Origin of the sequence: Brevundimonas sp. (genome assembly GCF_013912065.1) — a bacterium.
GTDB lineage: Bacteria > Pseudomonadota > Alphaproteobacteria > Caulobacterales > Caulobacteraceae > Brevundimonas.
The window spans coordinates 127,109-152,523 of sequence record NZ_JACESA010000009.1 but is presented as its reverse complement, the minus strand read 5'-3'; the positions used below and the strand labels follow the sequence as shown (position 1 = coordinate 152,523).

Annotated in this window: 29 protein-coding genes and 1 pseudogene; 16 read left to right on the top strand and 14 right to left on the bottom strand. The window is 69.4% G+C overall.

What is annotated here, in order from left to right:
• Window positions 1-109: 109 nt before the first annotated feature.
• The 6 genes from H2037_RS09985 to H2037_RS09960 all read right to left on the bottom strand — a co-directional run bounded on the left by H2037_RS09985 (window position 110) and on the right by H2037_RS09960 (window position 6,666).
• The gene (locus H2037_RS09985; RefSeq protein WP_292121056.1) at window positions 110-877 is read right to left on the bottom strand and encodes an ABC transporter permease; all 768 of its coding nucleotides are present in this window, start codon (window positions 875-877) and stop codon (window positions 110-112) included.
• A complete protein-coding gene (locus tag H2037_RS09980) occupies window positions 874-1,668 on the bottom strand; it encodes an ATP-binding cassette domain-containing protein (protein ID WP_292121053.1) in 795 nt (264 codons plus the stop codon). Before H2037_RS09980 ends, H2037_RS09985 begins: the two co-directional genes overlap by 4 nt.
• Entirely contained in the window at window positions 1,661-2,704 is a 1,044-nt protein-coding gene (locus H2037_RS09975; protein ID WP_292121050.1) for an ABC transporter substrate-binding protein, read from the bottom strand. Before H2037_RS09975 ends, H2037_RS09980 begins: the two co-directional genes overlap by 8 nt.
• Before the next feature lie 44 nt (window positions 2,705-2,748).
• Window positions 2,749-3,945, bottom strand: coding sequence for a TonB family protein (locus H2037_RS09970; RefSeq protein WP_292121047.1), 1,197 nt, complete (start codon window positions 3,943-3,945; stop codon window positions 2,749-2,751).
• Between the two features lie 609 nt (window positions 3,946-4,554).
• Window positions 4,555-5,535: a histidine kinase dimerization/phosphoacceptor domain -containing protein gene (locus tag H2037_RS09965; RefSeq protein WP_292121044.1), complete on the bottom strand. Its 981-nt coding sequence runs from the start codon at window positions 5,533-5,535 to the stop codon at window positions 4,555-4,557.
• A gap of 78 nt (window positions 5,536-5,613) precedes the next feature.
• Complete coding sequence (locus H2037_RS09960) at window positions 5,614-6,666, bottom strand: alpha/beta hydrolase (RefSeq protein ID WP_292121041.1); 1,053 nt, start codon at window positions 6,664-6,666, stop codon at window positions 5,614-5,616.
• 36 nt (window positions 6,667-6,702) lie between these two features.
• Between H2037_RS09960 and H2037_RS09955 the strand changes: the two genes are divergently transcribed.
• On the top strand, window positions 6,703-6,897 hold the full coding sequence (locus H2037_RS09955; RefSeq protein WP_292121039.1) for a hypothetical protein: 195 nt from the start codon (window positions 6,703-6,705) through the stop codon (window positions 6,895-6,897).
• Between the two features lie 10 nt (window positions 6,898-6,907).
• On the opposite strand, the gene H2037_RS09950 is transcribed toward H2037_RS09955, so the two are convergent.
• Complete coding sequence (locus H2037_RS09950) at window positions 6,908-8,734, bottom strand: ABC-F family ATP-binding cassette domain-containing protein (RefSeq protein WP_292121035.1); 1,827 nt, start codon at window positions 8,732-8,734, stop codon at window positions 6,908-6,910.
• Window positions 8,735-8,817: 83 nt separating this feature from the next.
• Between H2037_RS09950 and H2037_RS09945 the strand changes: the two genes are divergently transcribed.
• The 5 genes from H2037_RS09945 (at window position 8,818) to H2037_RS09925 (ending at window position 11,914) form a co-directional block, all read left to right on the top strand.
• The gene (locus H2037_RS09945; RefSeq protein ID WP_292121033.1) at window positions 8,818-9,396 is read left to right on the top strand and encodes a TetR/AcrR family transcriptional regulator; all 579 of its coding nucleotides are present in this window, start codon (window positions 8,818-8,820) and stop codon (window positions 9,394-9,396) included.
• Window positions 9,397-9,403: 7 nt separating this feature from the next.
• Entirely contained in the window at window positions 9,404-9,742 is a 339-nt protein-coding gene (locus H2037_RS09940) for a multidrug efflux SMR transporter (protein WP_292121030.1), read from the top strand.
• Window positions 9,743-9,785: 43 nt separating this feature from the next.
• The gene (locus H2037_RS09935) at window positions 9,786-10,238 is read left to right on the top strand and encodes a YcgN family cysteine cluster protein (RefSeq protein WP_292121027.1); all 453 of its coding nucleotides are present in this window, start codon (window positions 9,786-9,788) and stop codon (window positions 10,236-10,238) included.
• A 124-nt stretch (window positions 10,239-10,362) separates the two neighbouring features.
• Complete coding sequence (locus H2037_RS09930) at window positions 10,363-10,761, top strand: hypothetical protein (protein ID WP_292121025.1); 399 nt, start codon at window positions 10,363-10,365, stop codon at window positions 10,759-10,761.
• Window positions 10,676-11,914 carry a terminase family protein gene (locus H2037_RS09925; RefSeq protein WP_292121024.1) on the top strand — a complete coding sequence of 413 codons (1,239 nt, stop codon included), beginning with the start codon at window positions 10,676-10,678 and terminating at the stop codon, window positions 11,912-11,914. The genes H2037_RS09930 and H2037_RS09925 overlap by 86 nt, the downstream gene beginning before the upstream one ends.
• Before the next feature lie 142 nt (window positions 11,915-12,056).
• Here the strand turns inward: H2037_RS09925 and H2037_RS09920 are convergent, their stop codons facing one another.
• Together H2037_RS09920 and H2037_RS09915 are read right to left on the bottom strand one after the other, a co-directional pair.
• Window positions 12,057-12,320, bottom strand: coding sequence for a hypothetical protein (locus H2037_RS09920; protein ID WP_292121022.1), 264 nt, complete (start codon window positions 12,318-12,320; stop codon window positions 12,057-12,059).
• Window positions 12,317-12,589, bottom strand: coding sequence for a hypothetical protein (locus tag H2037_RS09915; protein WP_292121020.1), 273 nt, complete (start codon window positions 12,587-12,589; stop codon window positions 12,317-12,319). The genes H2037_RS09920 and H2037_RS09915 overlap by 4 nt, the downstream gene beginning before the upstream one ends.
• A gap of 144 nt (window positions 12,590-12,733) precedes the next feature.
• On the opposite strand from H2037_RS09915, the gene H2037_RS09910 reads away from it, so the two are divergent.
• The 5 genes from H2037_RS09910 (at window position 12,734) to H2037_RS09890 (ending at window position 16,236) form a co-directional block, all read left to right on the top strand.
• Entirely contained in the window at window positions 12,734-13,021 is a 288-nt protein-coding gene (locus H2037_RS09910) for a hypothetical protein (protein ID WP_292121018.1), read from the top strand.
• Window positions 13,018-14,148 carry an SGNH/GDSL hydrolase family protein gene (locus tag H2037_RS09905; protein ID WP_292121016.1) on the top strand — a complete coding sequence of 377 codons (1,131 nt, stop codon included), beginning with the start codon at window positions 13,018-13,020 and terminating at the stop codon, window positions 14,146-14,148. The genes H2037_RS09910 and H2037_RS09905 overlap by 4 nt, the downstream gene beginning before the upstream one ends.
• A gap of 21 nt (window positions 14,149-14,169) precedes the next feature.
• The gene (locus H2037_RS09900; RefSeq protein ID WP_292121013.1) at window positions 14,170-15,261 is read left to right on the top strand and encodes an acyltransferase; all 1,092 of its coding nucleotides are present in this window, start codon (window positions 14,170-14,172) and stop codon (window positions 15,259-15,261) included.
• Between the two features lie 94 nt (window positions 15,262-15,355).
• On the top strand, window positions 15,356-15,934 hold the full coding sequence (locus H2037_RS09895; RefSeq protein WP_292121011.1) for a phage portal protein: 579 nt from the start codon (window positions 15,356-15,358) through the stop codon (window positions 15,932-15,934).
• Complete coding sequence (locus tag H2037_RS09890; protein ID WP_292121010.1) at window positions 15,895-16,236, top strand: hypothetical protein; 342 nt, start codon at window positions 15,895-15,897, stop codon at window positions 16,234-16,236. The genes H2037_RS09895 and H2037_RS09890 overlap by 40 nt, the downstream gene beginning before the upstream one ends.
• Before the next feature lie 56 nt (window positions 16,237-16,292).
• Here the strand turns inward: H2037_RS09890 and H2037_RS09885 are convergent, their stop codons facing one another.
• Window positions 16,293-16,997 (bottom strand): DUF805 domain-containing protein, encoded by a 705-nt coding sequence (locus tag H2037_RS09885; protein WP_292121009.1) that lies wholly within the window; start codon window positions 16,995-16,997, stop codon window positions 16,293-16,295.
• 95 nt (window positions 16,998-17,092) lie between these two features.
• Between H2037_RS09885 and H2037_RS09880 the strand changes: the two are divergent.
• From H2037_RS09880 to H2037_RS09860, 5 genes and pseudogenes are all read left to right on the top strand, one after another.
• A pseudogene (locus H2037_RS09880) lies at window positions 17,093-17,533 on the top strand (DUF2460 domain-containing protein); the annotation flags it as partial.
• Between the two features lie 591 nt (window positions 17,534-18,124).
• Entirely contained in the window at window positions 18,125-19,051 is a 927-nt protein-coding gene (locus tag H2037_RS09875; RefSeq protein ID WP_292121006.1) for a DnaJ C-terminal domain-containing protein, read from the top strand.
• A 41-nt stretch (window positions 19,052-19,092) separates the two neighbouring features.
• Window positions 19,093-20,250 carry a phosphoserine transaminase gene (locus tag H2037_RS09870; protein ID WP_292121003.1) on the top strand — a complete coding sequence of 386 codons (1,158 nt, stop codon included), beginning with the start codon at window positions 19,093-19,095 and terminating at the stop codon, window positions 20,248-20,250.
• A 74-nt stretch (window positions 20,251-20,324) separates the two neighbouring features.
• Window positions 20,325-21,620 carry an adenylosuccinate synthase gene (locus tag H2037_RS09865; protein ID WP_292121000.1) on the top strand — a complete coding sequence of 432 codons (1,296 nt, stop codon included), beginning with the start codon at window positions 20,325-20,327 and terminating at the stop codon, window positions 21,618-21,620.
• A 76-nt stretch (window positions 21,621-21,696) separates the two neighbouring features.
• Window positions 21,697-22,503: a response regulator gene (locus tag H2037_RS09860; RefSeq protein ID WP_292120997.1), complete on the top strand. Its 807-nt coding sequence runs from the start codon at window positions 21,697-21,699 to the stop codon at window positions 22,501-22,503.
• A 50-nt stretch (window positions 22,504-22,553) separates the two neighbouring features.
• Here H2037_RS09860 and rpoH read toward each other — a convergent pair whose 3' ends face one another.
• From rpoH to H2037_RS09840, 4 genes are all read right to left on the bottom strand, one after another.
• Entirely contained in the window at window positions 22,554-23,441 is an 888-nt protein-coding gene (rpoH, locus tag H2037_RS09855) for an RNA polymerase sigma factor RpoH (protein ID WP_292120994.1), read from the bottom strand.
• Between the two features lie 228 nt (window positions 23,442-23,669).
• The gene (locus H2037_RS09850; RefSeq protein ID WP_292120991.1) at window positions 23,670-23,972 is read right to left on the bottom strand and encodes a hypothetical protein; all 303 of its coding nucleotides are present in this window, start codon (window positions 23,970-23,972) and stop codon (window positions 23,670-23,672) included.
• A gap of 104 nt (window positions 23,973-24,076) precedes the next feature.
• Window positions 24,077-24,382, bottom strand: a complete 306-nt coding sequence (locus tag H2037_RS09845; RefSeq protein WP_292120989.1) for a GNAT family N-acetyltransferase — start codon at window positions 24,380-24,382, stop codon at window positions 24,077-24,079.
• Between the two features lie 7 nt (window positions 24,383-24,389).
• A complete protein-coding gene (locus H2037_RS09840; protein WP_292121064.1) occupies window positions 24,390-25,385 on the bottom strand; it encodes an RluA family pseudouridine synthase in 996 nt (331 codons plus the stop codon).
• Between the last annotated feature and the right edge of the window lie 30 nt (window positions 25,386-25,415).

Sequence of the window (25,415 nt, the reverse complement as noted above, 5' to 3'; positions counted from 1 at the left end):
GCAGGCGGCGATCAGGGCGGTCGACAGGATCAGGGCGTGTCGCAACGGCGGGTCTCGCGTGACTACGAAGAGCAACCTTGAGCTTAGAACCGGATCGCTTAACCCCCGGCTAACGGCGCAGCAGGAATCGCTCGATCACGCCTACGGCGGCGTTCAGCAACAGGCCCAGCAGGGTCAGGCACAGGACTCCGGCCAGCATCTCGGCCGTGCGCAGCCGGTTGCCGGCCTCCAGCAGCCGCCAGGCCAGACCCTGGGTTGCGCCCGATCCCGACACGAACTCGGCCACCACGGCGCCGATGACGGCAAGGCCGGCGGCGACCCGCAGACCCTCCAGTGCGAAGGGCAGGGCCGAAGGCAGACGCAGCCGCCACAGTCGCTGCAGCGGCGTGGCGCCATAGAGGTCGAACAGTCGCTCCAGGTCGGGATCGGCCGATTTCAGCCCGGTCAGGACGCCCGAGAACAGGGGGAAGAAGGCGACGACGGCGGCGAGCGCCACCACCGCCCGGTCGGCGTGATCCAGCCCGGCCCAGATCAGCACCAGGGGCGCCACGGCCACCACCGGCGTGACCTGCAGCGCCACGGCCAGCGGCCGCACGGCCCGCTCGGCCGACGCGTGCATCGACACCGCCAGGGCCAGGCCGCCGCCGACCAGTCCGGCCAGGATCAGGGCCTGGACCGCCATGCCGAATGTGACCCAGGCCGAGGCGGCCAGGCGCGGTCCAGCCTGGACCAGGGCCAGGGCGACGGCGCTGGGCGGCGGCAGGAAATAGACGGGCACGTCCAGCAGACGGCAGGCCGCCTCCCAGGCCAGCAGCAGAAGGGCGGTCAGGGCCAGAGCGGGGGCCAGCGGCGGGATCAGGTCCGTCACGCGTCTCATGTCGCGGCGCCCATGCTGGCCTCCAACGCGTCGGCGACGGTCTCGACCGCCTGGCGGCAAGCGGGATCGGCGCGCCAGCGCTCGGGACGCGGCACGACGCCCGGCGAGGCCAGGTCGGCGACGGGGCGGCCGGTCGCGGCCTCCAGCACCACGACCCGCTGGGCCAGATAGACGGCCTCCTCGACATCATGGGTGACGAAGACGACGGCGGGGCTTGGTTGGCCCCCCGCCCACAAGGCGTGCAGGTCCTCGATCAGCCGGCGGCGGGTGACGCTGTCCAGGGCGGCGAAGGGCTCGTCCAGCAGCAGAAGGTCCGGCCCGGTGACCAGGGCGCGGGCCAGGGCGACGCGCATCGCCATGCCGCCCGACAGTTGCGACGGCCGGGCGTCCAGCCGCCCGCCCAGGCCGACGGCGGTCAGGGCGGCCGTGGCGCGGTCTCGGGCCTGGGACTTCGGCACGCCGGCCAGCTCCAGCGGCAGGGCGACATTGGCCAGAGCGTCGGCCCAGGGCGTCAGGGTCGGGCTCTGGAAGACGAAGCCGGTGCGGCCGACCCCGACGGCGCGGGTCACGGCGCCCGCGGTGGGGTTCTGAAGCCCCGCCAGCAGCCGCAGGATCGTGGACTTGCCCGCGCCCGAAGCGCCGACCAGGGCGACGATCTCGCCGCGCGCCACGGTCAGGTCGATGGGCCCCAGCGGCGGACGGCCCGACGCGGTCCAGTCCACGACCACGCCGTCCAGGGCGGCGATCAGCCCTTCGTCGCGGCCCCCGTCGTCCAGGCTGGGATCAGCCACGGCCCGGCAGATAGTTGTCGGTGAAGGCCTCGCGCCAGTTCAGGCCGGGATCGAAGACGCCGGCCTGGCTGGTGACCTCGAAGAAGGCCTGCCAGCGTTCGGCCGTCATGGCGCCCAGGCCATAGAGGGCGGCGTCGCCGCCGTCGACGATGCCGTAGTCGCGCAGCTTCTCGCGCGCCTGATCCAGGACCGCCTGGGTCATTTCCGGATTGTCCTTGCGGATCAGGGCGTCGCCGGGCGCCGGATCGCCCCGCAGATAGTCGCGCCAGCCCTCGGCCGAGGCGGCGATGAAACTGCGCAGGGCCGCCGCATTGTCCCGCGCAAAGGCGTTGGGGGCCAGGACCATGGCGGCGTAGGAAGGGTAGCCCTCGTCGGCCAGCAGGAAGACCTTGGGCTCGAACCCGGCTTCCTGTTCGATGGTGTAGGGTTCGCTGGTCAGATAGCCCTGCTGCACCGCTCGCTCGTCGGCCAGGAAGGGCGCCAGGTTGAAGGTGTATTTGCGCACCTGATCGTCGGTGAAGCCATATTTGGCCTTCAGCCAGACCCAGAAGGCGTTGATCGAGGCGTCGGCCAGCAGGACGGGACGACCGGTCAGATCGGCGATGGTCTCCAGCGCCGGATCGGGATGGGCGATCAGGACCTGGGGGTCCTTCTGGAAGAAGGCCGCGACGGCCTTCACCGGCGCGCCAGCCGCGACCAGATTCATCGGAATGAAGCTGTTGGAGCCCATGCCCAGTTCGACGGCGCCCGAGGCCAGCAGCTGGGGCACGTTCACGCCCGGTCCGCCCTGGATGATCTCCACGTTCAGGCCGCGCTTCTCATAGGCGCCGGTCGCCAGGGCCTGATAGAAGCCGCCCTGTTCGGCCTGGGCCCGCCAGTCGGTGGCGAAGCGCAGCCGCACCCGGCCCTGATCGTCCACCGGCGCCTCGGCCCGGCCACAGGCCCGCAGGCCGAGCGCCGCCCCGCCGACCACGGCCGCGCCGCCCGCGAGCAGGGCGCGGCGTCGTGTCAGCAGGCGATTCCCACGCTGGATCATGGCCCTGCTTTACGAGGCGACGGGGGCCTTGGGAAGGCGGAGCTTTAGTCCTGGTCGGCTTGCGATGCGGCGTCCTCGTCCGGGAGCCTGTAGCGCACCGGGACCACGCATCGGACGCCGGCCTCGAACCCCGGCGTGGCCTGGCTGGTCTGGACCAAGCGCAGGGCGTCTTCGCCGAATGCGGCGGCCGGCTGGGCTTCGATCACCGAGACGTTGCCGATCTGGCCCCAGGGCGCGATGTCGAACCGCACCTTGGCCCAGCCCTCGATGGAGCGCTGGCTGAAGGCGGCGGGGAAGGCCGGGTTGGAGCGGGCCTTGAACCGGTCACCGACGGCGGGCGGGCATTGTTGCAGCGGGTCCTCGGGTTGGTCTTCCGGCGGCATGGGCGGCGCCGGCAGGGTCTCGCCCGTACGATAGACGTTGTAGACGCAGCCGGTGCGGGCCGGGCCAGGAAGCATACGGGTCTCGGCGGTGGCGCGGCGCGCCTCGGCGTCCAGATCGGCGTCGCCGGACGAGCCCAGGGTCTCGACATTCGTCGCGCGGCCTTCGGCGTCGATGTTCCAGCGGGTCACCGACCATGATCGGCCTCCCGGAGGCGGGCGACGGCCCTTCTGGAAGTTCGGGAAGCTGACGACCTCGGGGCGGCGTCCGCCGAAGCGTGCGCCGCAGTCCGCATCGGGACCACCCAGCCGTTTGGCGACGGCGTTGCGAAGCGGGCCCGTGGTCCGGTTCACGGCGAAATAGTTCAGCAGATCCGGGGTTTCGGCTTCCGCCAGCGGGGTGACGCGCCAGCGGACGGTCAGCCGGCAGTTCTGGCGGGGCTGAGCGGGAAAGCGCCAGGCGGCGAGCTCGGCCTGGAGGGCGCCGAAGCTGGTCCGCGGCGCATCGTCGGGGCTGATGTCCGTCGTTCGCCCGTCGGCCGCGATCGAGAAGCTCAAGACCGTGTCGTCGTCCCTCGCGTCCCAGGCCGAAGCCTGTTGGGCCGCCAGGGCTTCGCTGTAAACGGGCGAGATCGCAACCCCGTTGCACGTGGTCTCGGCCTCTGGCAGGCGCAGGCGCGTATCCTCGACCTGGCCGGCCATGCGGCCTTGCCGAACGACGACGGGCGGAGGAGGCGGGGGCGTAGAGGCGACGGCGTCCGGCCAGATAAGTTCGGACGGCTGATCGACTGCGGCCGCAGCGACCGAGGTGGCTCCCGCGCCTGCGGCCAGAACGAGGACGGCGATCTGAGCTGCACGCATCAGTTTCTCCCTGTACGCCTCAACGGTGCACGGCGGGTCGTCTCTGTCTAGCGCAAGATGATGAATTCGAACCCAATTGAGCGAGGGGACGAAGCGTTCAGGGGGAACCCGTCTACTTCGTCCCCTCGCCAAGTCCGGGTTGGACTTGACCGGCAGGGTCAGGGCCTTGGCCTGGGCGTCGTCGCGAGCGAACCCGCGAGGGCGGTCGGCTGTATCCTGTCGCGCTCCTGGTCTTTGGCGTACCGCGGCATTGCGTCCGCGTCGTCCATCGATCCCGATCCGGTTCCCCTGTCGCCGTCGGTCCGGGGACCGTCGAAGACCGGGGCCGTAGATCCCGCCCGTCGCACGTTGCGGTCCGAAGACCGCCCGATCGCGCCGGGTCGGAGAGCCGGGCCGGTTCGCTTGAGATCGGGGTCTCCCCCGATTTCCGCGCCGCCGTGTCCCTCGGCCTGTTGACGTTCTCGCGAAAGCCGGTATGAGGCAAGCCTCCCACATCGTGCCGATGTGCATGACTGGCCCGGCGCCGGTGGACAAGCCTGTGAACATCGGTGGACGGATCAAAATCGCTTTTGCGTATCAGTGGTTTGCCTTGTCCACAGAAACGGGCGTTCAGGCCTGTGGGCGTGGGTAGCGGAGGCGGCACAGGGCGCCGGGCGACGCCGGCAGGATGGTGAACTCTCCGCGAAGCTGGTCGGCCAGGCCCAGGACGATGCGCAGGCCCAGGCTGTCGCCGCCGGCGGGGTCGAAATCGGCCGGCGGACCGGCGCCGTCGTCGCGGATCTCGAGATGGCGTTCTGATCCATCGTCATGGAGAGCGATCGCGATCCGGCCGGGACGGTCGGAAAAGGCGTGTTCCAGGGCGTTGTTGACGCATTCAAGCAGGATCAGAACGATCGGCGTGGCCTCTTCCGCCGTCAGCCCTGTGCGGCCGTCCCTGACCACGATGGTCACATCGTCCCGGCCCGCGGCCTTGAGGGCGTCGGCGACCAGGTCGCGCGCCAGGTCCTCGAAGGTCGCGGCCGCGCCGTCGGCGTCCAGCAGGCTGCGCTGGACCTTGGCGATCATGGCGGTGCGGGCCGAAGCCTCGGACAGGGCGCGGCGGGCGCCCGGGTCGGACGAGACCCCGGCCTCGAGCCGCAACAGGGCGCTGACCACCTGAATATTGTTGGAGACGCGGTGCTGGACCTCTTTCAGCAGCAGATCCCGGCTTTCCGCCAGGGCGGCGTTGCGCGCCACCTCGCGCCGCAGCTCGTCGGTGGCGGCATTCATGCCGACGATGAAGAAGATGTCGACCGCGACCACGAAGACGTAGAAGGCCAGGGCCAGGCCGGTCGCCGTGCTCCAGTCGAAGCCGGGCGCGCCGATCCAGAACCACCAGGCGGTCAGGCCCGACAGGACCGCCGTCAGGATCGCGGGACCGAGGCCGGCGAAATAGGCGGCGACGACCACGGCGGGGAAGAAGGTCAAAAAGGGGAAGCCTGGCGGGAACCAGTCGGCCAGGGCGGCGCGGACGCAGAAGGCCGTCAGCCAGACGCACAGGGCCAGGCCGTAGCCATAGACCGGCTTGCTGCGGAACAGGATTGGATTCAAGCGTCGCCTCCCCGCGACCAGGGCCGCGCGAGCAACCCTGAAGGATCAGCCGTTAGGCGAAATCCCGACGGGCGCCAATCAGAAACCTAGTTCGGGAGTTTCCAGACGGGCGTCCAGCCAGTGGCGGATGGCCCCCCTTGCGCCACGTGCGGCGGGCCCGCCGAAATGCAGGAAGCCGTGCGGGACTTCGGGAACGCGGATCAGGTCGACCTCGGCCGCCTCGCCCCAGCGGGTCGCCATCAGCAGACTGTCCTCGAACAGGGGATCGTACTCGCCTGCCAGGAACAGGGCGGGCGGCAGGCCGGTCAGGTCGGCGTAGAGGGGCGAGACGTCGGCTTGACGCAGGCCGGCCTCGTCGCGGTCGGGGGCCAGGCGGGCCAGGTCGGCCTGCATGGTCGGGCCGTTGAACAGCAGTGTCTCCGGCCCGGCGGCGCGGACGCTGTCCGTGCCCGACAGGTCGAAGACGCCGTAGGTGAAGACGCAGCCCCGGACCAGGTCGATCAACCCCTGGTCGCGCAGGGCGACGGCGGTCAGGGCCGCCAGGTGGCCGCCGGCGGATTCTCCGGTCAGGAAGACCGTGGCGGCGCCCAGTCGATCGACGTTCGTGACCGTCCAGTAGGCGGCGGCCAGGCAGTCGGCGATGGCGGCGTCGATATAGATCCCGCGCCGCTCGGACAGCAGGCGGTAGTCGACCGAGACGACGCAGAAGCCGTGGCGGGCCAGGTGGGCGTTGAGCCTGTCGTTCAGACCGGCGCTGCCCAGCACCCAGCCGCCGCCGTGGATGTCCAGGATGACGGCGCGGGGCGGGCCGTCGGGGCGGAGGATGCGCAAGGGGACGGCGTGATCGCCGTCGGTGTTCAGGATCTCGACCGTGACGCCCCGCTTGCGCAGGCGGGGAACGGTGACGGCCCCGGCGGCGGCGTCCAGCCACAGCGACAGGCGCTGGCCCGCCTCGATCCGCCAGGCGTCGGTGCGCAGGCGCGGCGCGCGGGCCAGGACGGCGTTGATCCGCCGCACCGCCGCCTGCTGGGCCGGAGGGAAGTCGACGACATGGGTGCGCAGGGTCATGGCTGTGGAGTGGACGGCGGCGGGATTGGTTTCAAGAGGCGGGGTCGGCCGGCGTCGGTTCATTCGCCAAACGCCGAAATCGGACTTAAGGTGGAGGCCATGAAAAAGCTCACTCCCTTCGGCGTCCTTCTGATCTTCGGGCTGATCGGCCTGCTGACGAAGAATTTCGGCCTCTGGTTCGCCTTTGGCGTCGTCGCCTTCATCGTCGTCGGCGTCATGCAGAACCGGCGCGAGGGACCGAAGCCCCCCGCTGAACAGGACCGCGAGCCAAAGGACGGTGAGACGGGGGTCTAGGCCGCAGCCTTCACCCCGCCAGCGACGCCTTCTTCTCTTCCAGCTCCAGCCATTCCATTTCGGCGGATTCCAGGTCTGCGCGGGCCTTGTCGGCTGCCTTCATGGCGGCGTCGAAGGCCTTGGGATCGCGGGCGTAGAGACCGGGGTCGGCCAGGGTCGCGTCATGTTTGGCGATCTGGCCGGGCAGGGCGTCGATCAGGGCCTCCAGCTCCTTCAGGCGATGGGCGTCCTTGAAGGTCAGCTTGCCGGCCTTCTTGACGGCGGCCTGGGCGGCGGCGGGGGCCGGGTTGTCGGCGGCGCGTTGGGCGGCGGCCTTGTCCTGGGGGCGGGGATTGGCGCCCGGCTGGAGGAAGCCGGGGTTCTGGCGGATGAAGTCGGTCCAGCCGCCGGGGGTCTCGACGATGTCGCCGCGCCCGTTCAGGGCCAGGGTCGAGGTCGACAGCCGGTCGATGAAGTCGCGGTCGTGGGAGACCAGGATCAGGGTGCCGTCATAGTTCTCGAGCAGCTCTTCCAGCTTGTCGAGCGTGTCCATGTCCAGGTCGTTGGTCGGTTCGTCGAGGATGAGCAGATTGGCCGGCTTGGCCAACGCCCTTGCCAGCAGCAGGCGGTTGCGCTCGCCGCCCGACAGGGTCGAGATCGGCTGGCGCAACTGAGCCTCGGAGAAGAGGAAGTCCTTGGCGTAGGCGGCGACGTGTTTGGACACGCCGCGCACCAGTATGCTGTCGCCGCCGCCCGGGGTCAGGGCGTCCCACAGGGTCATGTCCGACTTCAGCCCCTCGCGCGACTGGTCCAGATAGACCGGCTCCAGATTGGCGCCCATGCGCACCGTGCCCTCGTCGGGGGCCAGTTCGCCGAGCAGGGTCTTGACCAGGGTCGTCTTGCCCGCGCCGTTGGGGCCGACGATGCCTAGGCGGTCGCCGCGGATGATCCGGGTGGTCAGGTCGTGGAACAGGGTGCGGCCGGCGAAGCCCTTGGATACGCCCTTGATCTCGGCGACCAGCTTGCCCGAGGTCGAGCCGGAATCGACGCCGAGATAAAGCTCGCGCGGGGCGTCCTTCATTTTTTCAGCGCGTTCGGCGCGCAGGGCGTCGAGCGAGCGGGCGCGGCCCTCGTTGCGGCTGCGGCGGGCGGTGATGGAGGAATAGAAGGTGACGGTCTCGCGCTCGATGGTCTTGGTCAGGCGGCGCAAGGCCTCGGCTTCCTCCTCCTGCACCTTGGTGGACCATTCGTCGAACTCGACGAAGCCCTTGTTCAGGGTGCGGACGCGCCGGTTCTCCAGCCAGTGGACCGTGTTGGTGACGCGGTTCAGGAAGGCGCGGTCGTGGCTGACGACCAGCAGGGCGAGCCGGGCCTGGAGCAGCTCGTTCTCGAGCAGTTCGATGGCCAGGATGTCGAGGTGGTTGGTCGGCTCGTCCAGCAGCAGCAGGTCGGGCTCTTCGGCGAAGGCCTTGGCCAGGGCGGCGCGGCGGGTCTCGCCGCCGGACAACCCTTGAGTGGATTTCTCGGGGTTCAGGCCGAAGGTGGCCAGCCAGCTCTCGGCGGTCCAGCTTTCGGCTTCGCCGGACGAGGCGTAATCCAGCAGGGTCTCGCCGGTGATGATGGGCTCTTGCGGCACATAGGCGAAGCGGACGGCGGACTGGACCGAACGGTCGCCGCTGTCGGGCTCGATCAGGCCCATGACCACCTTCATCAGGGTGGACTTGCCCGCACCGTTGCGGCCGACGAGGGCGGCGCGGCTGCGCGGTTCGACCGCGAGGTCGACGCCGTCGAAGAGGGGGCGCTGGCCGTCCTGAAGGCGGACGTCCTTGAGCGCGACGAGGGGGGGTCTGGCTGCCATGGGCGGCCATATAGCGGGCGGCGCGACGAACCGCCACGGGCTTTGGAATTTGACGGTTACCGTCCGGTCGGTATGTTGGAGGGATGGACACGATCATTCGCCGCCGCGCCCCCGACGACACCCGCGCCCAGATCATAGACAAGGCGCTGGAGGTGGCGGCCGACCTGGGGGCGTCGGGCTTCACCCTGGATGCGGTGGCGGCGCGGACGACGGTCAGCAAGGGCGCCCTGCTGCATCATTTCCCGACCAAGATCGCCCTGCTGGAGGGGATGATCGACCATCTGGGCGAGATGCACACCGAGACCATTCTGGCCGAGGCGGCGCGCGATCCCGAACCCTATGGCCGCAATGCGCGGGCCTATCTGCGGGCCACCGTGACCGAGCCCGTCACGCCGCAGGACGTCAGCATCGGCCGGGTCGTCATGGCCGCCTGCGCCATAGAACCGGCCCTGGCGCAGCGGTGGTGCGGATGGATCGAAAAGGTGAAGGTCGACGATCCCAGCGATCCGGTCGGGGCGGACGACGCCCTGATGCTGAGACTGATGGCGGACGGTCTGTGGATCTCGGACCTGTTCGGCATTCACAAGGTGTCCGCCGAACAGAGGCTGGCCCTGTTGTCGCTGCTGACGCCCGGCCACCCGATCACGGCCAACGAGGCGTGACGCCCCAATGAGTTTTGGAACCTGGGCGGCTCTGCTGGGCGCCATCGCTTGCGAAGTGGTCGGCACGACCCTGTTGCAGCAGAGCCAGCAGTTCACCCGGCCCTGGCCGACGGCGGGGATGGCGGTCTGCTACGGCCTGGCCTTCTATCTGCTGTCGATCGCGCTGAAACAGATGCCGGTCGGGATCGCCTATGCGATCTGGAGCGGGCTGGGGGTGGTGGCGATCACCGTGATCGGACTGGTGCTGTTCCGCCAGAGACTGGATGCGCCGGCGGTGGTCGGCCTGACGATGATCGTGGGCGGGGTGCTGGTCATCAACCTGTTCTCCAAGGCCGTTTCGCACTGAAAACGCCGCGACATCGCCGATTTGCGGGCGTATGAGGCCCGCCATGCGACCCTACTGGCAGACCAAGACCCTGACCGAGATGACCCCCGCGGAGTGGGAGGGGCTGTGCGACGGGTGCGGCCTGTGCTGCGTCATCCGGTTCGAGGACGAGGATACGGGCGAGGTGATCCCGACGCGGGTCCACTGCAAACTGTTCGATCCGCAGGCCTGTTCCTGCTCGGATTATGCGAACCGCAAGGCCCAGGTGCCCGACTGCATCAAGCTGACGCCGCACAATATCGAGGCCCTGCAGTGGATGCCCAAATCCTGCGCCTATCGCCGGCTGCACGAGGGGCGGCCGCTGGCGGCCTGGCATCCGCTGGTCTCGGGCGACCCGGAGACGGTGCATACGGCCGGGGTGTCGGTGAGGGGACAGACGATTTCGGAACTGTCGCTGGCCGAGCCCGAGGACGCCCTGGATTTCGAGGCCCCGGAATGGGCGGTCGAGCGGGGCTGACGGTGCCGGGGTTACGGCGTCAACTGTTACAATGACGCTGGTCTGAATCCTTAAAATACAATCGGTTGTGACTTTCTCGCGGCGGTTTCCCAGCCTGAGGACGCTGGTGCGCTATGGTTTGGGCATGACGGGAAATAGCGAAGAGAGCGGGGCGGGCGGGGGCTGGCTGGCGCCCCTGTTCCACAAGCTGAAGACCAAGGTCGAGGAGACGGCGGAGGTCGTCTGCAACGAGAAGATCAATGACGCCGACGGGGCGGAGAAGCTGGCGCGGCGCATCGGCGTGATCGCGCGGTCGGCCCGGCTGGTCGAGGCGATCCGACCCCGTGTCGAGGCGGACAGCGAAGAGGACGGGATGGGTGGACGCAACTACGACCCCGAGGAAACCGAGCGACTGCGACGCGAACTGGTCGCCAACTGCGACCGGCTGGATCTCATACTTGAGGAAAAGCGCGCAGAAGCCGCAGAACGAACTCGAGCTAAGGCGGCATTGCCGCGAGAGCCTGCTGCATCGACATCAGATTGAGCCGCAGGACGACGACTGGCGGACCTGGCTGCTGCTGGGCGGGCGGGGGTCGGGAAAGACCTTCGCCGGGGCGGTGTGGGTCGATCTGGCGGCGCGGAACAACGCCGGCATGAGGCTGGCCCTGGTCGGACCCGCCCTGCACGACGTGCGCGAGGTGATGGTCGAGGGGGCGTCGGGGATCAAGGCCCTGGCCGAACCGGGCGACCGGCCGCGCTGGGAGGCGGGGCGACGGCGGCTGTTGTGGGAGAACGGTTCGGCCGCCTACGCCTTCTCCGCCGAGGACCCGGACAGTCTGCGCGGGCCGCAGTTTCACGCCGCCTGGGCTGACGAATTCTGCGCCTGGCGGCGGCCGGAGGCGGTGCTGTCGAACCTGAGGTTTGGATTGAGGCTGGGGTCCGGCCCCCGGCTGGCGGTGACGACGACGCCCCGGCCGATCCCGGCGCTGCGGCGGCTGATGGTCGAGGCGGGGACGGTGACGGATCGGGCGGAGACGGCCGCCAATGCGACGAACCTGTCGCCGGGCTTTCTGGACCATCTGAACGATCTGTACGGCGGAACGCGGCTGGCGGCCCAGGAGCTGGAGGGGCTGGTGGTCGAGGGGGAGGGCGCCCTGTTCAAAATCGAGGATCTGAAGCGGGCGCGCGGCGCCCGGCCGGTCGAGTTGGAGCGGGTGGTCGTGGCGGTCGATCCGCCGGCGAGCGCCCACGGCGACGCCTGCGGCATAGTGGTGGTGGGGCGCAAGGGACGTCAGGCCTTCGTCCTGGCCGACCGGACGGTGCGGGGCCTGTCGCCCGGCGGCTGGGCGGCGGCGGTGGGAAAGGCGGCGCGGGAGTTCGGCGCACACGAGGTGGCGGCCGAGGCGAACCAGGGCGGCGACATGGTGCGCAATGTGCTGAACCAGTCCGAATGCCCGGCGCCGGTAATCCTGGTGCACGCCTCGCGGTCCAAGGCCGCGCGGGCCGAGCCGGTGGCCCTGCTGTACGAACAGGGACGGGTGGTCCACTGCGACGACTTCCCGGCCCTGGAGGAGGAGATGCTGACCCTGGGCTGCGAAGGCGGGCCGAGCCCGGACCGGGCCGACGCTCTGGTCTGGGGCGTGTCGCGACTGCTGCTGGAGAAGCGGTCGGAGGGGCCGAGGATCAGAAGACTATGACGCCAGCGGTGTCGGGGTGTTGTTCAGTGCACACCCGTAGCGGGGCGTCGGCGCTGATGAGGGGTATGTCCAGCGTCAGGGCCTGAGCGACGAGGATACGGTCCCAAGGGTCGCGCGCGTCTATGGGCAGATTGGCCGCGCGCTAAGCGACTTCGGGCTCGATGGGAAGCAGGGTGAAGCCCAGTTGAGGGAGGGCGGACGGCATGTCGCGGGGCATGCGATGCAGATGGACGTCGGCCGCTCGACCCCCTCCGCGCCGACGCTTGTTGTCGATTTCGTAGATACTGACGACGCTGACATAGATGGGCTTTGCCGGATCGATCCAAGATCGCGCCGAAGCCGTCATCTGAGGCTGGTCGAATAGACTCCAGATCAGCGCATGAGTGTCGAGCAGAACCCCGCTCAACGATAGAGATCGTCTTCATCGGCGGATTCGGCCGCTTCGATAAAATCGGGATCAGGCTGTAGAAAGAGGTTGGCCTCTTCTTCGGTCAAGGGACCGAGATGGGCCAGGGCGCCGAAACGAAATCGGGGCTTCTCCGAGACCTCGGCGGCGCGGATGACGGCGACCGCCTGACCATCGCTGGACAGGACGATTTCTTCGCCGCTAGCAGCCTGGGCGGCGAGTTCGGCCAGGGTGGCCTGCGAACGAGCGATATCGACGTGGATCGTCATGGTTTGAAACTAGCACGAAGCAAGGGCGGGGGGAACTTAGCGGGTCGGCGCGGGGCACCGGCCGTCCCCACCCGGTCTCGCCTTTGGCTCGACAACCCTTCCCCGCGGGGGAGGGAGAAATCATTTTCATCGAAGGAGAGAGACATGCCGGGGATCGCGGAGCGGGACGGGTTGTTGAACCATGGGCGGGACGCCAGCGGGCCGGGGCGGCGCGCGGCGGTGGTGACGGCCAGCGATACGGTCGATCTGCCGATCTACGCCAAGGCCCTGTATGTCGGGGCGGCGGGTAATATCCGTGTGCTGACGGTCGGGGGTGAGGACGGGGAGGCCGTGACCTTCGCCAATCATCCGGTCGGCTGGTTGCCGGTCCAGGTGCGGCGCGTGCTGGCCACCGGGACCACGGCGACCCAGGTCGTGGCGGTGTTCGATTGAGGCCGGCGGTCGAGGCCGCCGTCCTGGCGCCGGGCGGGGTCCTGGCGCCGGGGCGGCCGCAGTTCGATGTCCCTGATCTGCCGCGCTGGTCGGCGGCGGTGCGGAACATGCTGGCGGGGGTGCGGGACGCGCGGCTGCTGGTCGTCAGCGACAGCGTGGCCCAGGGGTTCGGCGCCGTGGCGGGCGGCTGGACGCCGAACGGGCGCGGGGCGGCCTGGCCGAAACGTCTGGCGGACTTGATGAGCGTGGGCGGCCTGCCGGCGTCGGCGGCGGCGCTGGCGGGAGCCGGCGCCGGCGATCTGGCGAGCGGCGGATACGGCGTTTATGACCCGCGCCTCAGCCTGGGGAGCGGATGGAGCGTGACCAGCCTGACCAGTCTGGGCGGGAAGCTGTTCACCACCCCGGACTGGGGGACCGAGACCTGGTCGTTCCAGCCGGACGGGCCGGTGGACCGGTTCGACCTCTATGCCGTGTGCAATACTGCCCTGGGGGTGATCGCGGTCGAGACCGACGGGGTGGTGCGGGCGACCATCGACACGCTGAAGCCCGCGGCGCTGGAGCGGCATACGGTCGGTTTTCCCGAGACGAACGGCCCAATTTCGGTGCGGCGGGCGTCGGGCGGGGCGGTCTTCATCGCCGGGGGCGCGGCCTGGAAGTCCGAGCTGCGGCGGGTGCAGGTGATCAACGGCGGCTGGGGCGGGGCGCGGGTCGCCGACTGGACCACGACGGACCAGCCGTATCGGGCCTATGGCGGACTGCCGGTCGCGGGGGCGGACCTGACGGTGATCTGCCTGACCATCAACGACTGGAACAATGGGACGGCGGTGGCGGCCTATCGGGCCAATCTGGGGCTGCTGGTCGACCGGGCGCTGATCACCGGCGACGTGCTGATGATGACGGGGACGCCGTCGGACCCGGCCCAGGGCAAGGCGAGCTACGCCGCGCAACAGGCGATAGCGGCGGCGGCCGTGGAGGTGGCGGCGGAGAAGGGGTTGGCGGCGCCGATCGACGGGGCGGCCCTGTTCGGCGGAGGTTTCGCGCCGGGGCTGATGTTCGACGCGGTCCATCCGAACGCGGCGGGTCAGGCGCTGATCGCACAGGCGGTGCGGGCGCGTGTGATTATCTGAGGTTGGGTTCCGCGCGCGTCGATGTTACCGACGGGCATGGGGGAGAGGTTCGACGAGATCCAGGTCTTGCGGTTCGTGGCGGCGACGGGGGTCGTGGTCGCCCATGCGGTCGATCTGACGACGGCGCGGCTGGGGCTGGAGACGGTTCTGGCCGGCGGGACGCTGGAGGATTTCGGGGCGGCGGGGGTCGATCTGTTCTTCGTGATCAGCGGCTTCATCATCGCCACGACGACGCGGGGGCAGACGGGACTGCGGGCGGCGGGGGATTTCCTGCGGCGGCGGTTCATACGGGTGGCGCTGATCTACTGGCTGTTGTCGCTGCCGATCCTGATCGGCATGGCGCGGGGCGGGACCCTGACGGCCGATGTGGCGGCGGCGAGCTTTCTGTTCTGGCCGTTCAGCGGGCTGGAGATGACGTTTCCGGCCCTGGGGGCGGGATGGACCCTGTGTTTCGAAATGCTGTTCTACGCCGGGTTCGGCCTGGCCATGGCCGGCGGCGGACGGGCCGGATGGGCGCTGGTCGTCGGGGCCGTGGCGGGGGTGGTCGCCGGTCTGGTCGTGGCGACGCCGGTGTTGCGGTTCGTCGGTTCGCCCCTGGTGCTGGAGTTCCTGATCGGGGTCGGGATCGCGCGCTGGGGTCGGGGTTTGCCTAGGGCGGCGGCTTTGGCTGCGGTGGGGCTGGGCCTAGTCGGGTTCGGGCTGTCGCTGGGGTTCGGATACGGCGAGATCGACGGGGAAGCGGCGCTGAATCAGCCTCTGGTCGGGCTGGCGCGGGTGGTCATCTGGGGCCTGCCGGCCGGACTGGTGGTGCTGGGGCTGGCGGCGCGGGCGCGGACGGAGGGCGAACCGGGGCCGGTGCGGCGCGGGCTGATCTTCATGGGGGACGCCTCCTACGCCGTCTATCTGGTCCATGTGCTGGTGATCCGCGTGTTGGGACGGGTGTTCGAGGCGGGCGGGGTCCTGCCCGGGAATGCGGTGGTGGTGTTGACCATCGGCGCCAGTCTGGCGGCCGGGGCGGCGGTGCATGTCGGGGTGGAGCGGCCGTTGCTGCGGTGGCTCTCGTTCCGGGGGCGGGTTGCGACGCGACCGCTTGATCCGCTGAAGAGCGGCTGAGGTCGGGGGGCGTTGCGCCCCCTCCACCCCCGCGCAAGAGGCGCGGCGGTCCCCCTCCCCCAAGGGGGAGGATTTTTGGTTCAGGGAGATTTCGATGGTTTCGATCCGGTGGCCGTTCGGCCAGGCGGGGCGTGTGCGCGCGCCCGAGGCGAAGGCCAGTCGGGCGGCGGTGCTGCTGTCGGGCGTGGGGCGGCCGCGGTGGACGCCCAACGATTACGCCAGTCTGGCGCGGGAGGGGTATCAGAGGAATGCCGTGGCCTATCGCTGCATCCGGATGATCGCCGAGGCGGCGGCTTCGATCCCGCTGGCGGTGTTCGTGGACGGGGCGCGGGACGAGGCCCATCCGCTGGCCCGGCTGATGCGGCGGCCCAATCCCGAACAGTCGGGGGCGGTGCTGATGGAGGCGGTCTATGGGGCGCTGCAGGTGTCGGGCAACGCCTGGATTGAGGCGACCGGGGACGCCGACGGCGACGGAGCGCCGGACGAGCTGTGGGCGCTGCGGTCCGACCGGGTGAAGGTGGCGCCGGGCCGGTCGGGCTGGCCCGAGGCCTGGGACTATTCGGTCGATGGACGGTCGGTGGGTCTGGCCGTATCGCGGATGAGTTCGGACGCGACGGGATCGAGGCGGCGCCAGTGCGGGCGGCCGAGGCGGCGGCGGTGCTGGAGGCGGTGAACGCGGCGAGTTCGGGCGGATCGGGCCAAGGGCTGAGCGCGGCGATCCAGGCGGCGATGTCCAGCTTCGGCGGGGCGCGGGCGGACGGCGGGCCGGTGCTGGGCGGTGGCGCCTATCTGGTCGGGGAGCGGGGGCCGGAGGTGTTCCGGCCGACGACCGGTGGCGAGGTCGGCCCGGCGTCGGGCGGCGGAGTGACGGTCAATGTGGCGGTGGAGGGCGGGGCGCCGGCCCTGTTGCGGTCCGAGGCCCAGATCGCCCAGATGCTGGCGCGGGCGGTCAGTCTGGGCGCGCGGCGGATGTAGGCGTGGAGAGTGACGAGTGGCGGCGAACCGCCGACCACTCGCCCTCGCGTCGGATCCTATTCGCCCTTGGGATTGGGGCCGAAGCGGTTGTCGCCCTTCTGGCCTTCGACCAGGCCGATCCACAGCAGGAAGATCAGGGGAATCAGGCCGGAGAGGATGAAGGCGATCATGCCGGGACCCATCAGGGCGAGAATGGCGGCGGGATCACCCTCGTAGTCGTTGACGGTCATGCCGCCGGCGACGGCGCCCATGCCGACCATGACGAGCCCGACCATGAAGAAGACGATGGAGCCGACCCAGGGGATGGCGATCAGCCAGCCGGTGAGGCCCATGTCGTGCAGACGCTTCACCGAAATGGCCAGGTTGGGCCAGATCAGGGCCAGGGAGATCAGGCCGCCGATGATCGGCAGCCAGTTGGCGACGACGCCGACGCCCAGCAGGATCAGCCAGCCGATCCAGAAATGGCTGCGCCGGGTGCGCCCCTCGAACGACAGGAACAGCTTCTGCCAGTCGAAGCCGGCGACGGTGGTGTCGGTCGGGGCGGACAGGCCGCCGGCGACGCCGACGGTGGACGGGCCGCCCGCCAGGATCAGAATTTGCGTCGCCTCTTCGCCCTCGGGCACGAAGTCGACGCGGACGCCGGGGGCGGGAACGGCCGGCGACTGAAGGCTGGATGAGACGAAGCTGTAGCGCGCGCCGTCGTCGCCGCTGATCAGGCCGGTTCCGGCCGTGCCGTCGAAGCTGAGGATTTCGCCGCGCATTTTTCGCTCCCGTCTCGGTACGGCCCCTCGGCCGCGGTTTGGCGAGCATGGACGAGCGGCGCTTTGCGAACAAGTGAAACAGGGGACAGGTTCGGATGGGCTTTCATGAGGTGCGACTGCCCGCGCGGCTGGCGTTCGGCTCGACCGGCGGGGTGGAGCGGCGGACGGAGATCGCGACCCTGGCGTCGGGGTTCGAGCGGCGTTCGACGCCCTGGGCCCTGGGGCGCAGGCGATACCTGATCGGGGCGAACCTGAGATCGCTGGACGACATGGCCGAGCTGACGGCCTTTTTCGAGGCGCGGCGGGGGCGGCTGTACGGGTTCCGGTTCAAGGATTTCGCCGACTTCAAGTCGTGCGGGCCGGGCGGGACGGTCTCGGCCGGCGACCAGGTCCTGGGCGTCGGGGACGGGGCGCGGACGGGGTTTCCGCTGATCAAGCGTTACGGAGACGTGGAACGACCGATCGCCAAGCCGGTCGAGGGGGCGGTGCGGGTCGCGGTCGGCGGCGTCGAGACTTCGGATTTCGTTGTGGAGGCGACGATGCGGGTCGGCGCGGTCGAAGGCGCGATCGTGGTGTTCCTGGACGCGGCCTTGTCGCGGGCGGAGATCGGGCTGAACGAGCGGGGCCTGCCGCTGGTCTGTCGCGCCGGGCCGGCGGGGGCGGCGCCGGGCGGAGCGGGATTCGCCGAGGTCGCGTTCACACTGGGCGGGCTGCATGCGCGGCCGTGGTCGCCGGCCGGTCTGGCGATAGAGGCGGGCGTGGAGGGTGTGACGGTGCGATGGACGCCGCGGGTGCGGCTGTACGGCGACGGCTGGGACGGCGATCCGACGCCGGTCGATCCGATGCGGTTCCGGGCGCGCGTGCTGGACGGCGGGACGGTGGTGCGGACGATGGAGGCGGAGGGGACGACCCTGGTCTATCCGGCGGCGGCGCTGGCGGCGGATTTTCCGGGCGGGGCGCCGGCCTCGGCGCGGATCGCCGTGGCGCAATGGGGCGAGGGGTTCGGTTGGGGCGTCGAGGCGGAAATCCGGCTGGTCTAGCAAATATGCCGGGTCCGGCCCTTTGCGGGGGGCGGGGCATGGCTTAACTGACGACCTCTCGGTTTTTCAGTTGGAGCGACAACGGACGTGGCAGGCGACCCCTATAAGGAACTGGGCGTTTCGAAGGGCGCGAGCGCGGACGAGGTCAAGAAGGCGTTCCGCAACCTGGCCAAGGAACTGCACCCCGACAAGAACCCCGGCGACAAGATCACCGAGGACAAGTTCAAGCGGGTGACGGCGGCCTTCGACATCCTGGGCGACGCCGAGAAACGGGCCAAGTACGACGCCGGCCAGCTGGATAACGACGGCAACGAACAGTACCGGGGCTTCGGCGGCGGCGGCGGTCGCGCGGGCGCGAGTCCGTTCGGTCAGGGCGGCGGATTTTCCGGGGCCGGGGGACCGGGCGGGCGGGCCAATTTCGACGGCGTCGATCTGGACGATCTGTTCGGCATGTTCGGCGGGGGCGGGCGTCAACGCGGTGCGCGGGACTTCACGGCGCGCGGCCAGGACGTGCGGGCGACGCTGGACATCAGCCTGGAGGACGCCATCGCCGGGGCGACGAAGCGGATCCAGTTCTCGGACGGGCGGACGCTGGACGTGACCATTCCCAAGGGGGCGGCGGACGGCCAGACCATCCGGCTGCGCGGCCAGGGATCGCCGGGTCGCGGGGCCGAGAACGGCGACGCCCTGATCGAACTGAAGATCGAGCCGCACCCGATCTACAAGCGCGAGGGGGCGGACCTGACCATGGACCTGCCGGTGTCGGTTCCCGATGCGGTGCTGGGCGCAAAGGTGCGGGTGCCGACGCCCGAGGGCGCGGTCCAGATGACGATCCCGGCGGGCTCCAACTCCGGCAAGCTGTTGCGGCTGAAGGGGCGGGGCGCCTTCGCCCAGGGACGGCGCGGGGACCTGCTGGCCCGGCTGGTCGTGACCCTGCCGGACGAGCCGGACGCGGCCCTGGTCAAGTTCGCCGAGGACTGGCGGGCCAAGCGGCCCTATACGCCGGGACGCTGAAGGGCGCTCAAGCCGCGCGGTAGCGCCGAGGAGATGGAATCATGATCGCGAAGCCTGATGTGAAGCCGGCGCGGCCGTGGTTTTCGGCCGGGCCGACGGCCAAACGGCCGGGCTACAGTCTGGCGGGCCTGCCGCAGGATCTGCTGGGGCGCGGCATCCGCGCGCCGGAGGTGGTGGAGCGGTTCGCGCACGGCCTGAGGCTGACGCGGGCGGTGCTGGAGGTCCCCGAGACCCATGTGCTGCTCTATACGCCGGGGTCCGACACGGGGGCGGTCGAGGCCGCCCTGTGGGGGATGCTGGGCCAGCGGCCGGTGCAGGTGGTGGCGTTCGAGAATTTCGGCCTGACCTGGCTGGCGGACGTGAAGGATCATCTGAAGCTGGCGCCCGAAGCCCTGACGGCGCCCTGGGGCGAACTGCCGGATCTGAGCCAGGCGGACTGGTCAAAAGACGTGGTGTTCCCGTGGAACGGGACGACCTCGGGCGTGCGCGTGCCGGACGCCGACTGGATCGCCGACGACCGCGAGGGGCTGGCGATCTGCGACGCCACCTCGGCCGCCTTCGCCATGCCCCTGCCGTGGGACAGGCTGGATGTGGTGACGTTCAGCTTCCAGAAGGCCCTGGGCGGCGAGGCGGGCATCGGGGTGGTGGCCCTGTCGCCGCACGCGGTGGCGCGACTGGACGGGTACAGGCCGGACCGGGCCGTGCCCAAGCTGCTGCGGCTGACCGACGGCAAGGGGTTCGACCGGGCGCTGGCGGACGGGGTGGCGATCAACACCTTCTCGATCCTGACGCTGGAAGACTGGATCGACGCACTGGAGTGGGCGCAGGGGATCGGGGGGCTGGACGAACTGATCCGGCGGACCGACGCCAATTACGCGGCCCTGGCGGAATGGGTGGAGCGGACCGACTGGATCGACTTCCTGCCCGAACGGCCGGAGATCCGCTCGACCACCTCGGTCTGCCTAAAGTTCGTCGCTCCGCGGATCGCGGCCCTGGACGCCAAGGCGCAGAAGGCCTTCGTCACCCGGTTCAAGGCCCTGCTGGAAGGCGAGGGCGCGGTGTACGACATGGAGCCGCACCGGAATGCGCCGCCGGGGCTGAGATTGTGGTGCGGCTGCACGGTCGAGACGGCCGATGTGGTCGCGGCGACGCCCTGGCTGGAATGGGCGTTCGAGACGGCGGTGTCGGAACTGTCGTAAAATATGACGGTTCGGGACGACATGTCCCGATTCCCCCGCTATAGGCTGCGCCCGCATTCGAGCGGAGAAGTGCTTTGGCGAACGTAGCGGTGGTCGGCGCCCAGTGGGGCGACGAGGGCAAGGGCAAGATCGTGGACTGGCTGTCCAACCGCGCCGACATGGTCGTGCGGTTCCAGGGCGGTCACAACGCGGGCCATACGCTGGTCGTGGACGGCAAGGTCTATAAGCTGGCGTTGCTGCCGTCGGGCGTGGTGCAGGGCAAGCCGTCGATCATCGGCAATGGCGTGGTGGTCGATCCCTGGCACCTGGTGGGTGAGATCGAGAAGATCGCGGCCCAGGGCGTGAAGATCAGCGCCGATATCCTGACCATCGCCGACAACGCCTGCCTGATCCTGCCGATCCACCCGGCGCTGGACGTGGCGCGCGAGGCGGCCGCCAGCGCACCGGGCGCCAAGATCGGCACGACCGGGCGCGGCATTGGTCCAGCCTATGAGGACAAGGTCGGTCGGCGCGCCATCCGGGTGTGCGACCTGGCGAATGCCGATGACCTGAAGGTCAAGATCGACCGGCTGCGCTCGCACCACGATCCGCTGCGCGCGGGCCTGGGGCTGGAGCCGATCGATCCGGAGGCGCTGCTGGCCCAGCTGCTGGAGATCGCGCCGAAGATCCTGCCCTATGTGAAGCCGGCCTGGCGGGTGCTGGATCAGGCGCAGAAGGACGGTAAGCGGGTGCTGTTCGAGGGCGCGCAGGGCGCCTTTCTGGACGTGGACCACGGAACCTACCCTTATGTGACCAGCTCCAACACCGTGGCCGGCCAGGCGGCGGCGGGGTCGGGGATCGGGCCGCGCGGCGTCGGCTATGTGCTGGGCATAGTGAAGGCCTATACGACGCGGGTGGGCGAGGGACCGTTCGCCTGCGAACTGGACGACGAGGTCGGTCAGCATCTGGCGACCGTCGGCCGCGAGGTCGGGGTCAATACGGGGCGGGCGCGGCGCTGCGGCTGGTTCGACGCCGTTCTGGTGCGCCAGTCGGTGGCGATCAACGGCATCGACGGCATCGCCCTGACCAAGCTGGACGTGCTGGACGGATTGAAAACCCTGAAGATCTGCGTCGGCTACAAGGTCGACGGCGAGGTGCTGGACTATCTGCCCTCCAGCCTGAAGGCCCAGGCCGCCGCCGAGCCGGTGTTCGAGGAACTGGAAGGCTGGAGCGAGAGCACCGCCGGGGTCCGCAGCTTCAAGGACATCAACGCCAACGCCATCAAATATGTGCGGCGGATCGAGGAATTGATCGGCGCGCCGGTGGCCCTGCTGTCGACCAGCCCCGAGCGGGACGACACAATTCTGATGCGGGATCCCTTCCAGGGTTGAGGAAAAAGGCCCGTCGATTCAACGGGCCTTAACCAGGGGTGCGTTAAGGAACCGGCTGAAACCGGAGCAGAAGCCCTTGTTCACCGCCGACGCCAGAACACTGAGCCGCATCGAGCCCGCCATACGGCGGATCGTGATCGTCGAACCCAACGCCTCGTCCGCGCGGCTGTTGTCCGACATCATGAAGGGGCTGGGCGCGCGCGAGGTCTATGTCGCCGGAGATGAGGAAGGCGCGCTGGAACTACTGCGCGACGTCGAACCGGGCATGATCTTCACCGAACGTTCGGGCGAGGCGCTGAATGGCGAGACCCTGGCGCGTCGCGTCCGTCGTTCGAACATGGCCTGCCGCTCGGCGCCGATCATTATGATCACGAACGAGGCCACCGCCGCCGCGATCAAGGGCGCGCGTGACGCCGGCGTGCACGAGTTCCTGCGCAAACCCTATACGATCGGCGACATCTTCAAGCGGGTCGAGAACGTCGCCTTGAAGTCGCGCCCGTGGGTCGAGGCGGTCGGCTATGTCGGCCCGGATCGGCGCCGGTTCAACTCGGGCGAATATTCCGGGGCGCGCAAACGCCGGGCGGACGGCGCATCCAATGAGAAGATCGACGTCAAGGATCAGGCGCTGCGCATTCTGGCGGCGGCCATCGCCCAGTTCGATCAGGATCCCGCCCAGGCCGTTCGCTCCATCCACCAGCAGGCGCAGACCCTGAAGACCGTCGCCGTCAAGGCGGGAGACGCCAAGCTGGCGATCGCCGCAGGCGGACTGGAGGCCTTCATGAAGGGTGGAGCCGTGACCAAGGCCGGGCTGACCAAGCCGATCGGCGAGATCATGTCGATGGCGGCGCAAGCCGCGCCCGCGCGGATGGCCCGGGCGTCGTAAGACACCGACGCCGTCACCTGGGCCAGGCCCAGATGACGGTTCAGGCCTGATCAGGCGTCGACGAGGTTCCGCTCTTCGGCGGCGGCGCGCATGGCCTTCTGAAGCTTCTCGAAGGCGCGGACCTCGATCTGACGCACACGCTCGCGCGAGACGCCGTACTGGCCGGCCAGTTCTTCCAGAGTCACGGGATCGTCCTTCAGGCGACGTTCCGTCAGGATGTGTTTCTCGCGGTCGGTCAGCTCTTCCATGGCTTCCTGAAGGAGGCTCATGCGAATGCCTTTTTCCTCGTCCTCGGCGAGCTGGGTTTCCTGGGACACGGCCGTGTCGTCGGCCAGCCAGTCCTGCCATTCGCTTTCGCCGTCCGCGCGCAGGGGCGCGTTCAGCGAGGCGTCGCCGCCGAGACGGCGGTTCATATTGGTGACCTCTTCCTCGGTCACGCCCAGTTTGGTGGCGATGGCGGCGAGGTGTTCGGGGTGCAGGTCGCCTTCCTCGAAGGCCGAAATCTGGCTCTTGGCCTTGCGCAGGTTGAAGAACAGCTTCTTCTGCGCGGCGGTCGTGCCCATCTTCACGAGCGACCAGCTGCGCAGGATGTATTCCTGGATCGAGGCGCGGATCCACCACATGGCGTAGGTGGCCAGGCGGAAGCCCTTGTCCGGGTCGAACTTCTTGACGGCCTGCATCAGGCCGACATTGCCCTCGGAAATCACTTCGCCGATCGGCAGGCCGTAGCCGCGATAACCCATGGCGATCTTGGCCACGAGGCGAAGGTGCGAGGTCACGAGGCGGTGGGCGGCTTCCGGGTCCTGGTGTTCCGACCACCGTTTGGCGAGCATGAACTCCTCGTCCTTGGTCAGCATCGGAAACTTGCGGATTTCCGTCAGATAACGCGACAGGCCTTGTTCAGGCGACATCACCGCGAGCGTGCTATTGGCAGCCATATGGTCCCTCCGACCGTCTAAACGAGCGGGCTCTTCGTCATCGGCCACGACATGTGCACCGACGTCTCACCCCTCAACCGGTGAAGTAGCTATGGGTTGCCGCCCTTTTTAGAGGCGGGCCATCACACGAAAGCGTGACCGTTGCCCGGGAGCCACTCGCGCCGATGGAGGCCAATATAGATACAGGTCAGTTTCTATTCAAGACGCACTCTTGGAGTCGATCACCAATCAGTCTCCGTTCATCGTGACGGTCTGCTGGCGACGCAGCTGATCGGCGGCGAGCGCGCGTTCTTCCGGCGTCAGATCGGCGGGGCGGCACCGCCTGACCGGGAAGCGCGATCCGAGGACGGGCTCGTCGCGGCAGATCAGGCGCCGACCAGCCCTGCGTTCCTCCGCGGCGGTGCCGTTGGATTGGGTGGATTCAAGAGCGTCCGGGGCCGCCTGCTGGACTGGAACGGCAGCCGCATCGGCGGGCAGGGGCAAGGCCGTCGATTGGCCGGAAAGCAATAGAGCGAAAGCCAGAATAATCATGATCCAAGTCCCCTTCCATATGACAATACGTTCAAAGCCGAGTTCCTGACAATCCAGAGGCGCGTGATGACGCCGCCGGCGTGTCAGTACTGCCCCGGCTTCGGTCAGATTCCGAGTATCCCGCGATAGGTCGGATGAACGATCTCGCCGTGTTCGGGGTGTTTCTGCAGATAGGCCGAGAAGAAGGGACAGACCGGCAGGATCAGCAGGTCGCGGGCCTTGGCGTCGGCGAGGACGTGTTTCGCCAGCCGGCTGGCTATGCCCTGACCTTCGAGCCGTTCCGGGACCAGGGTCTCGGTGATCATCAGATTGGGCGGGGAGAGATTGTAGGTGACGACCGCCACCTCGCCATCGACCGCCAATTCGTAGCGGTTCAGTTCGGGATTGTCGTGGATTTCGGGGTCGAGCATGGCGGCCTCAGAGGTGGGAGAGAAGGGCTTCGAGCCTTTGCATATCAGCCGGCGGGGCTGTCTCGAAACGCAGAAGTGCGCCCGTGACCGGATGGACGAAGCCCAGGACGGCGGCGTGCAAAGCCTGGCGGGCCAGGCCCGCCTCTGCGATCGCCGAGCGGACGGAGGCGGCGGGGCTGCCGGAGCCGTAAGTCGCGTCGCCGAGAATGGGCGATCCTTTCGACGACAGGTGGACGCGGATCTGGTGGGTGCGGCCGGTGTGCAGGGTGCAGGCGACGCGGGCGGCCAGGGGCGCGCCGCCCGCCCGCGCCGGTTCGCCATAGGTCTGCTGGACCACATAGTCGGTGATCGCCTCGCGCCCGCCCGCGCGCAGGACCGCCATCTTCTTGCGGTCGCCGGTCGAGCGGCCGATGCGGGTCTCGATCCGCCCCTTGGACGGCGAGGGGGCGCCGCGCGTCAGGGCCAGATAGGTGCGTTCGATGTCGTGGGTGGCGAACAGGGCCGAGAGGCCCTGGTGGGCGCGGTCGGTCTTGGCGGCGACCATGACGCCGGAGGTGTCCTTGTCCAGCCGGTGAACGATGCCGGGGCGGGCGACGCCGCCTATGCCCGACAGGCTGGCGCCGCAGTGGGCCAGGAGGGCGTTGACCAGGGTGCCCGTCTCGCAGCCGGGCGCCGGGTGGGCGGCCATGCCGGCGGGCTTGTCGATGACGATCAGGTCCGCGTCCTCGTAGAGGACGGTCAGGGGAATGGCCTCCGGCTGGGGCGTGGCCGGGGCGACGGGCGGCAGGGCGACGACATAGAGGCCGGGCTGGGCCTTGGCCGAGCCGCCGGTGAGGACGCCGCCGTCGCGGCTGACGGCGCCTTCGGCCAACAGGGCCTGGAGCCGGGCGCGGGACAGGGCAGGGAAGGCCTCTGCAAGGGCCTTGTCGAGACGGACGCCGGACGCGTCGATGAGCGCCTCAAGCCGCTTGCCACCGTCGCCCGGGCCGGAGCCGGGGGGCAGGTCGTCTTCGTCGATCAGATCAGGGTCGGA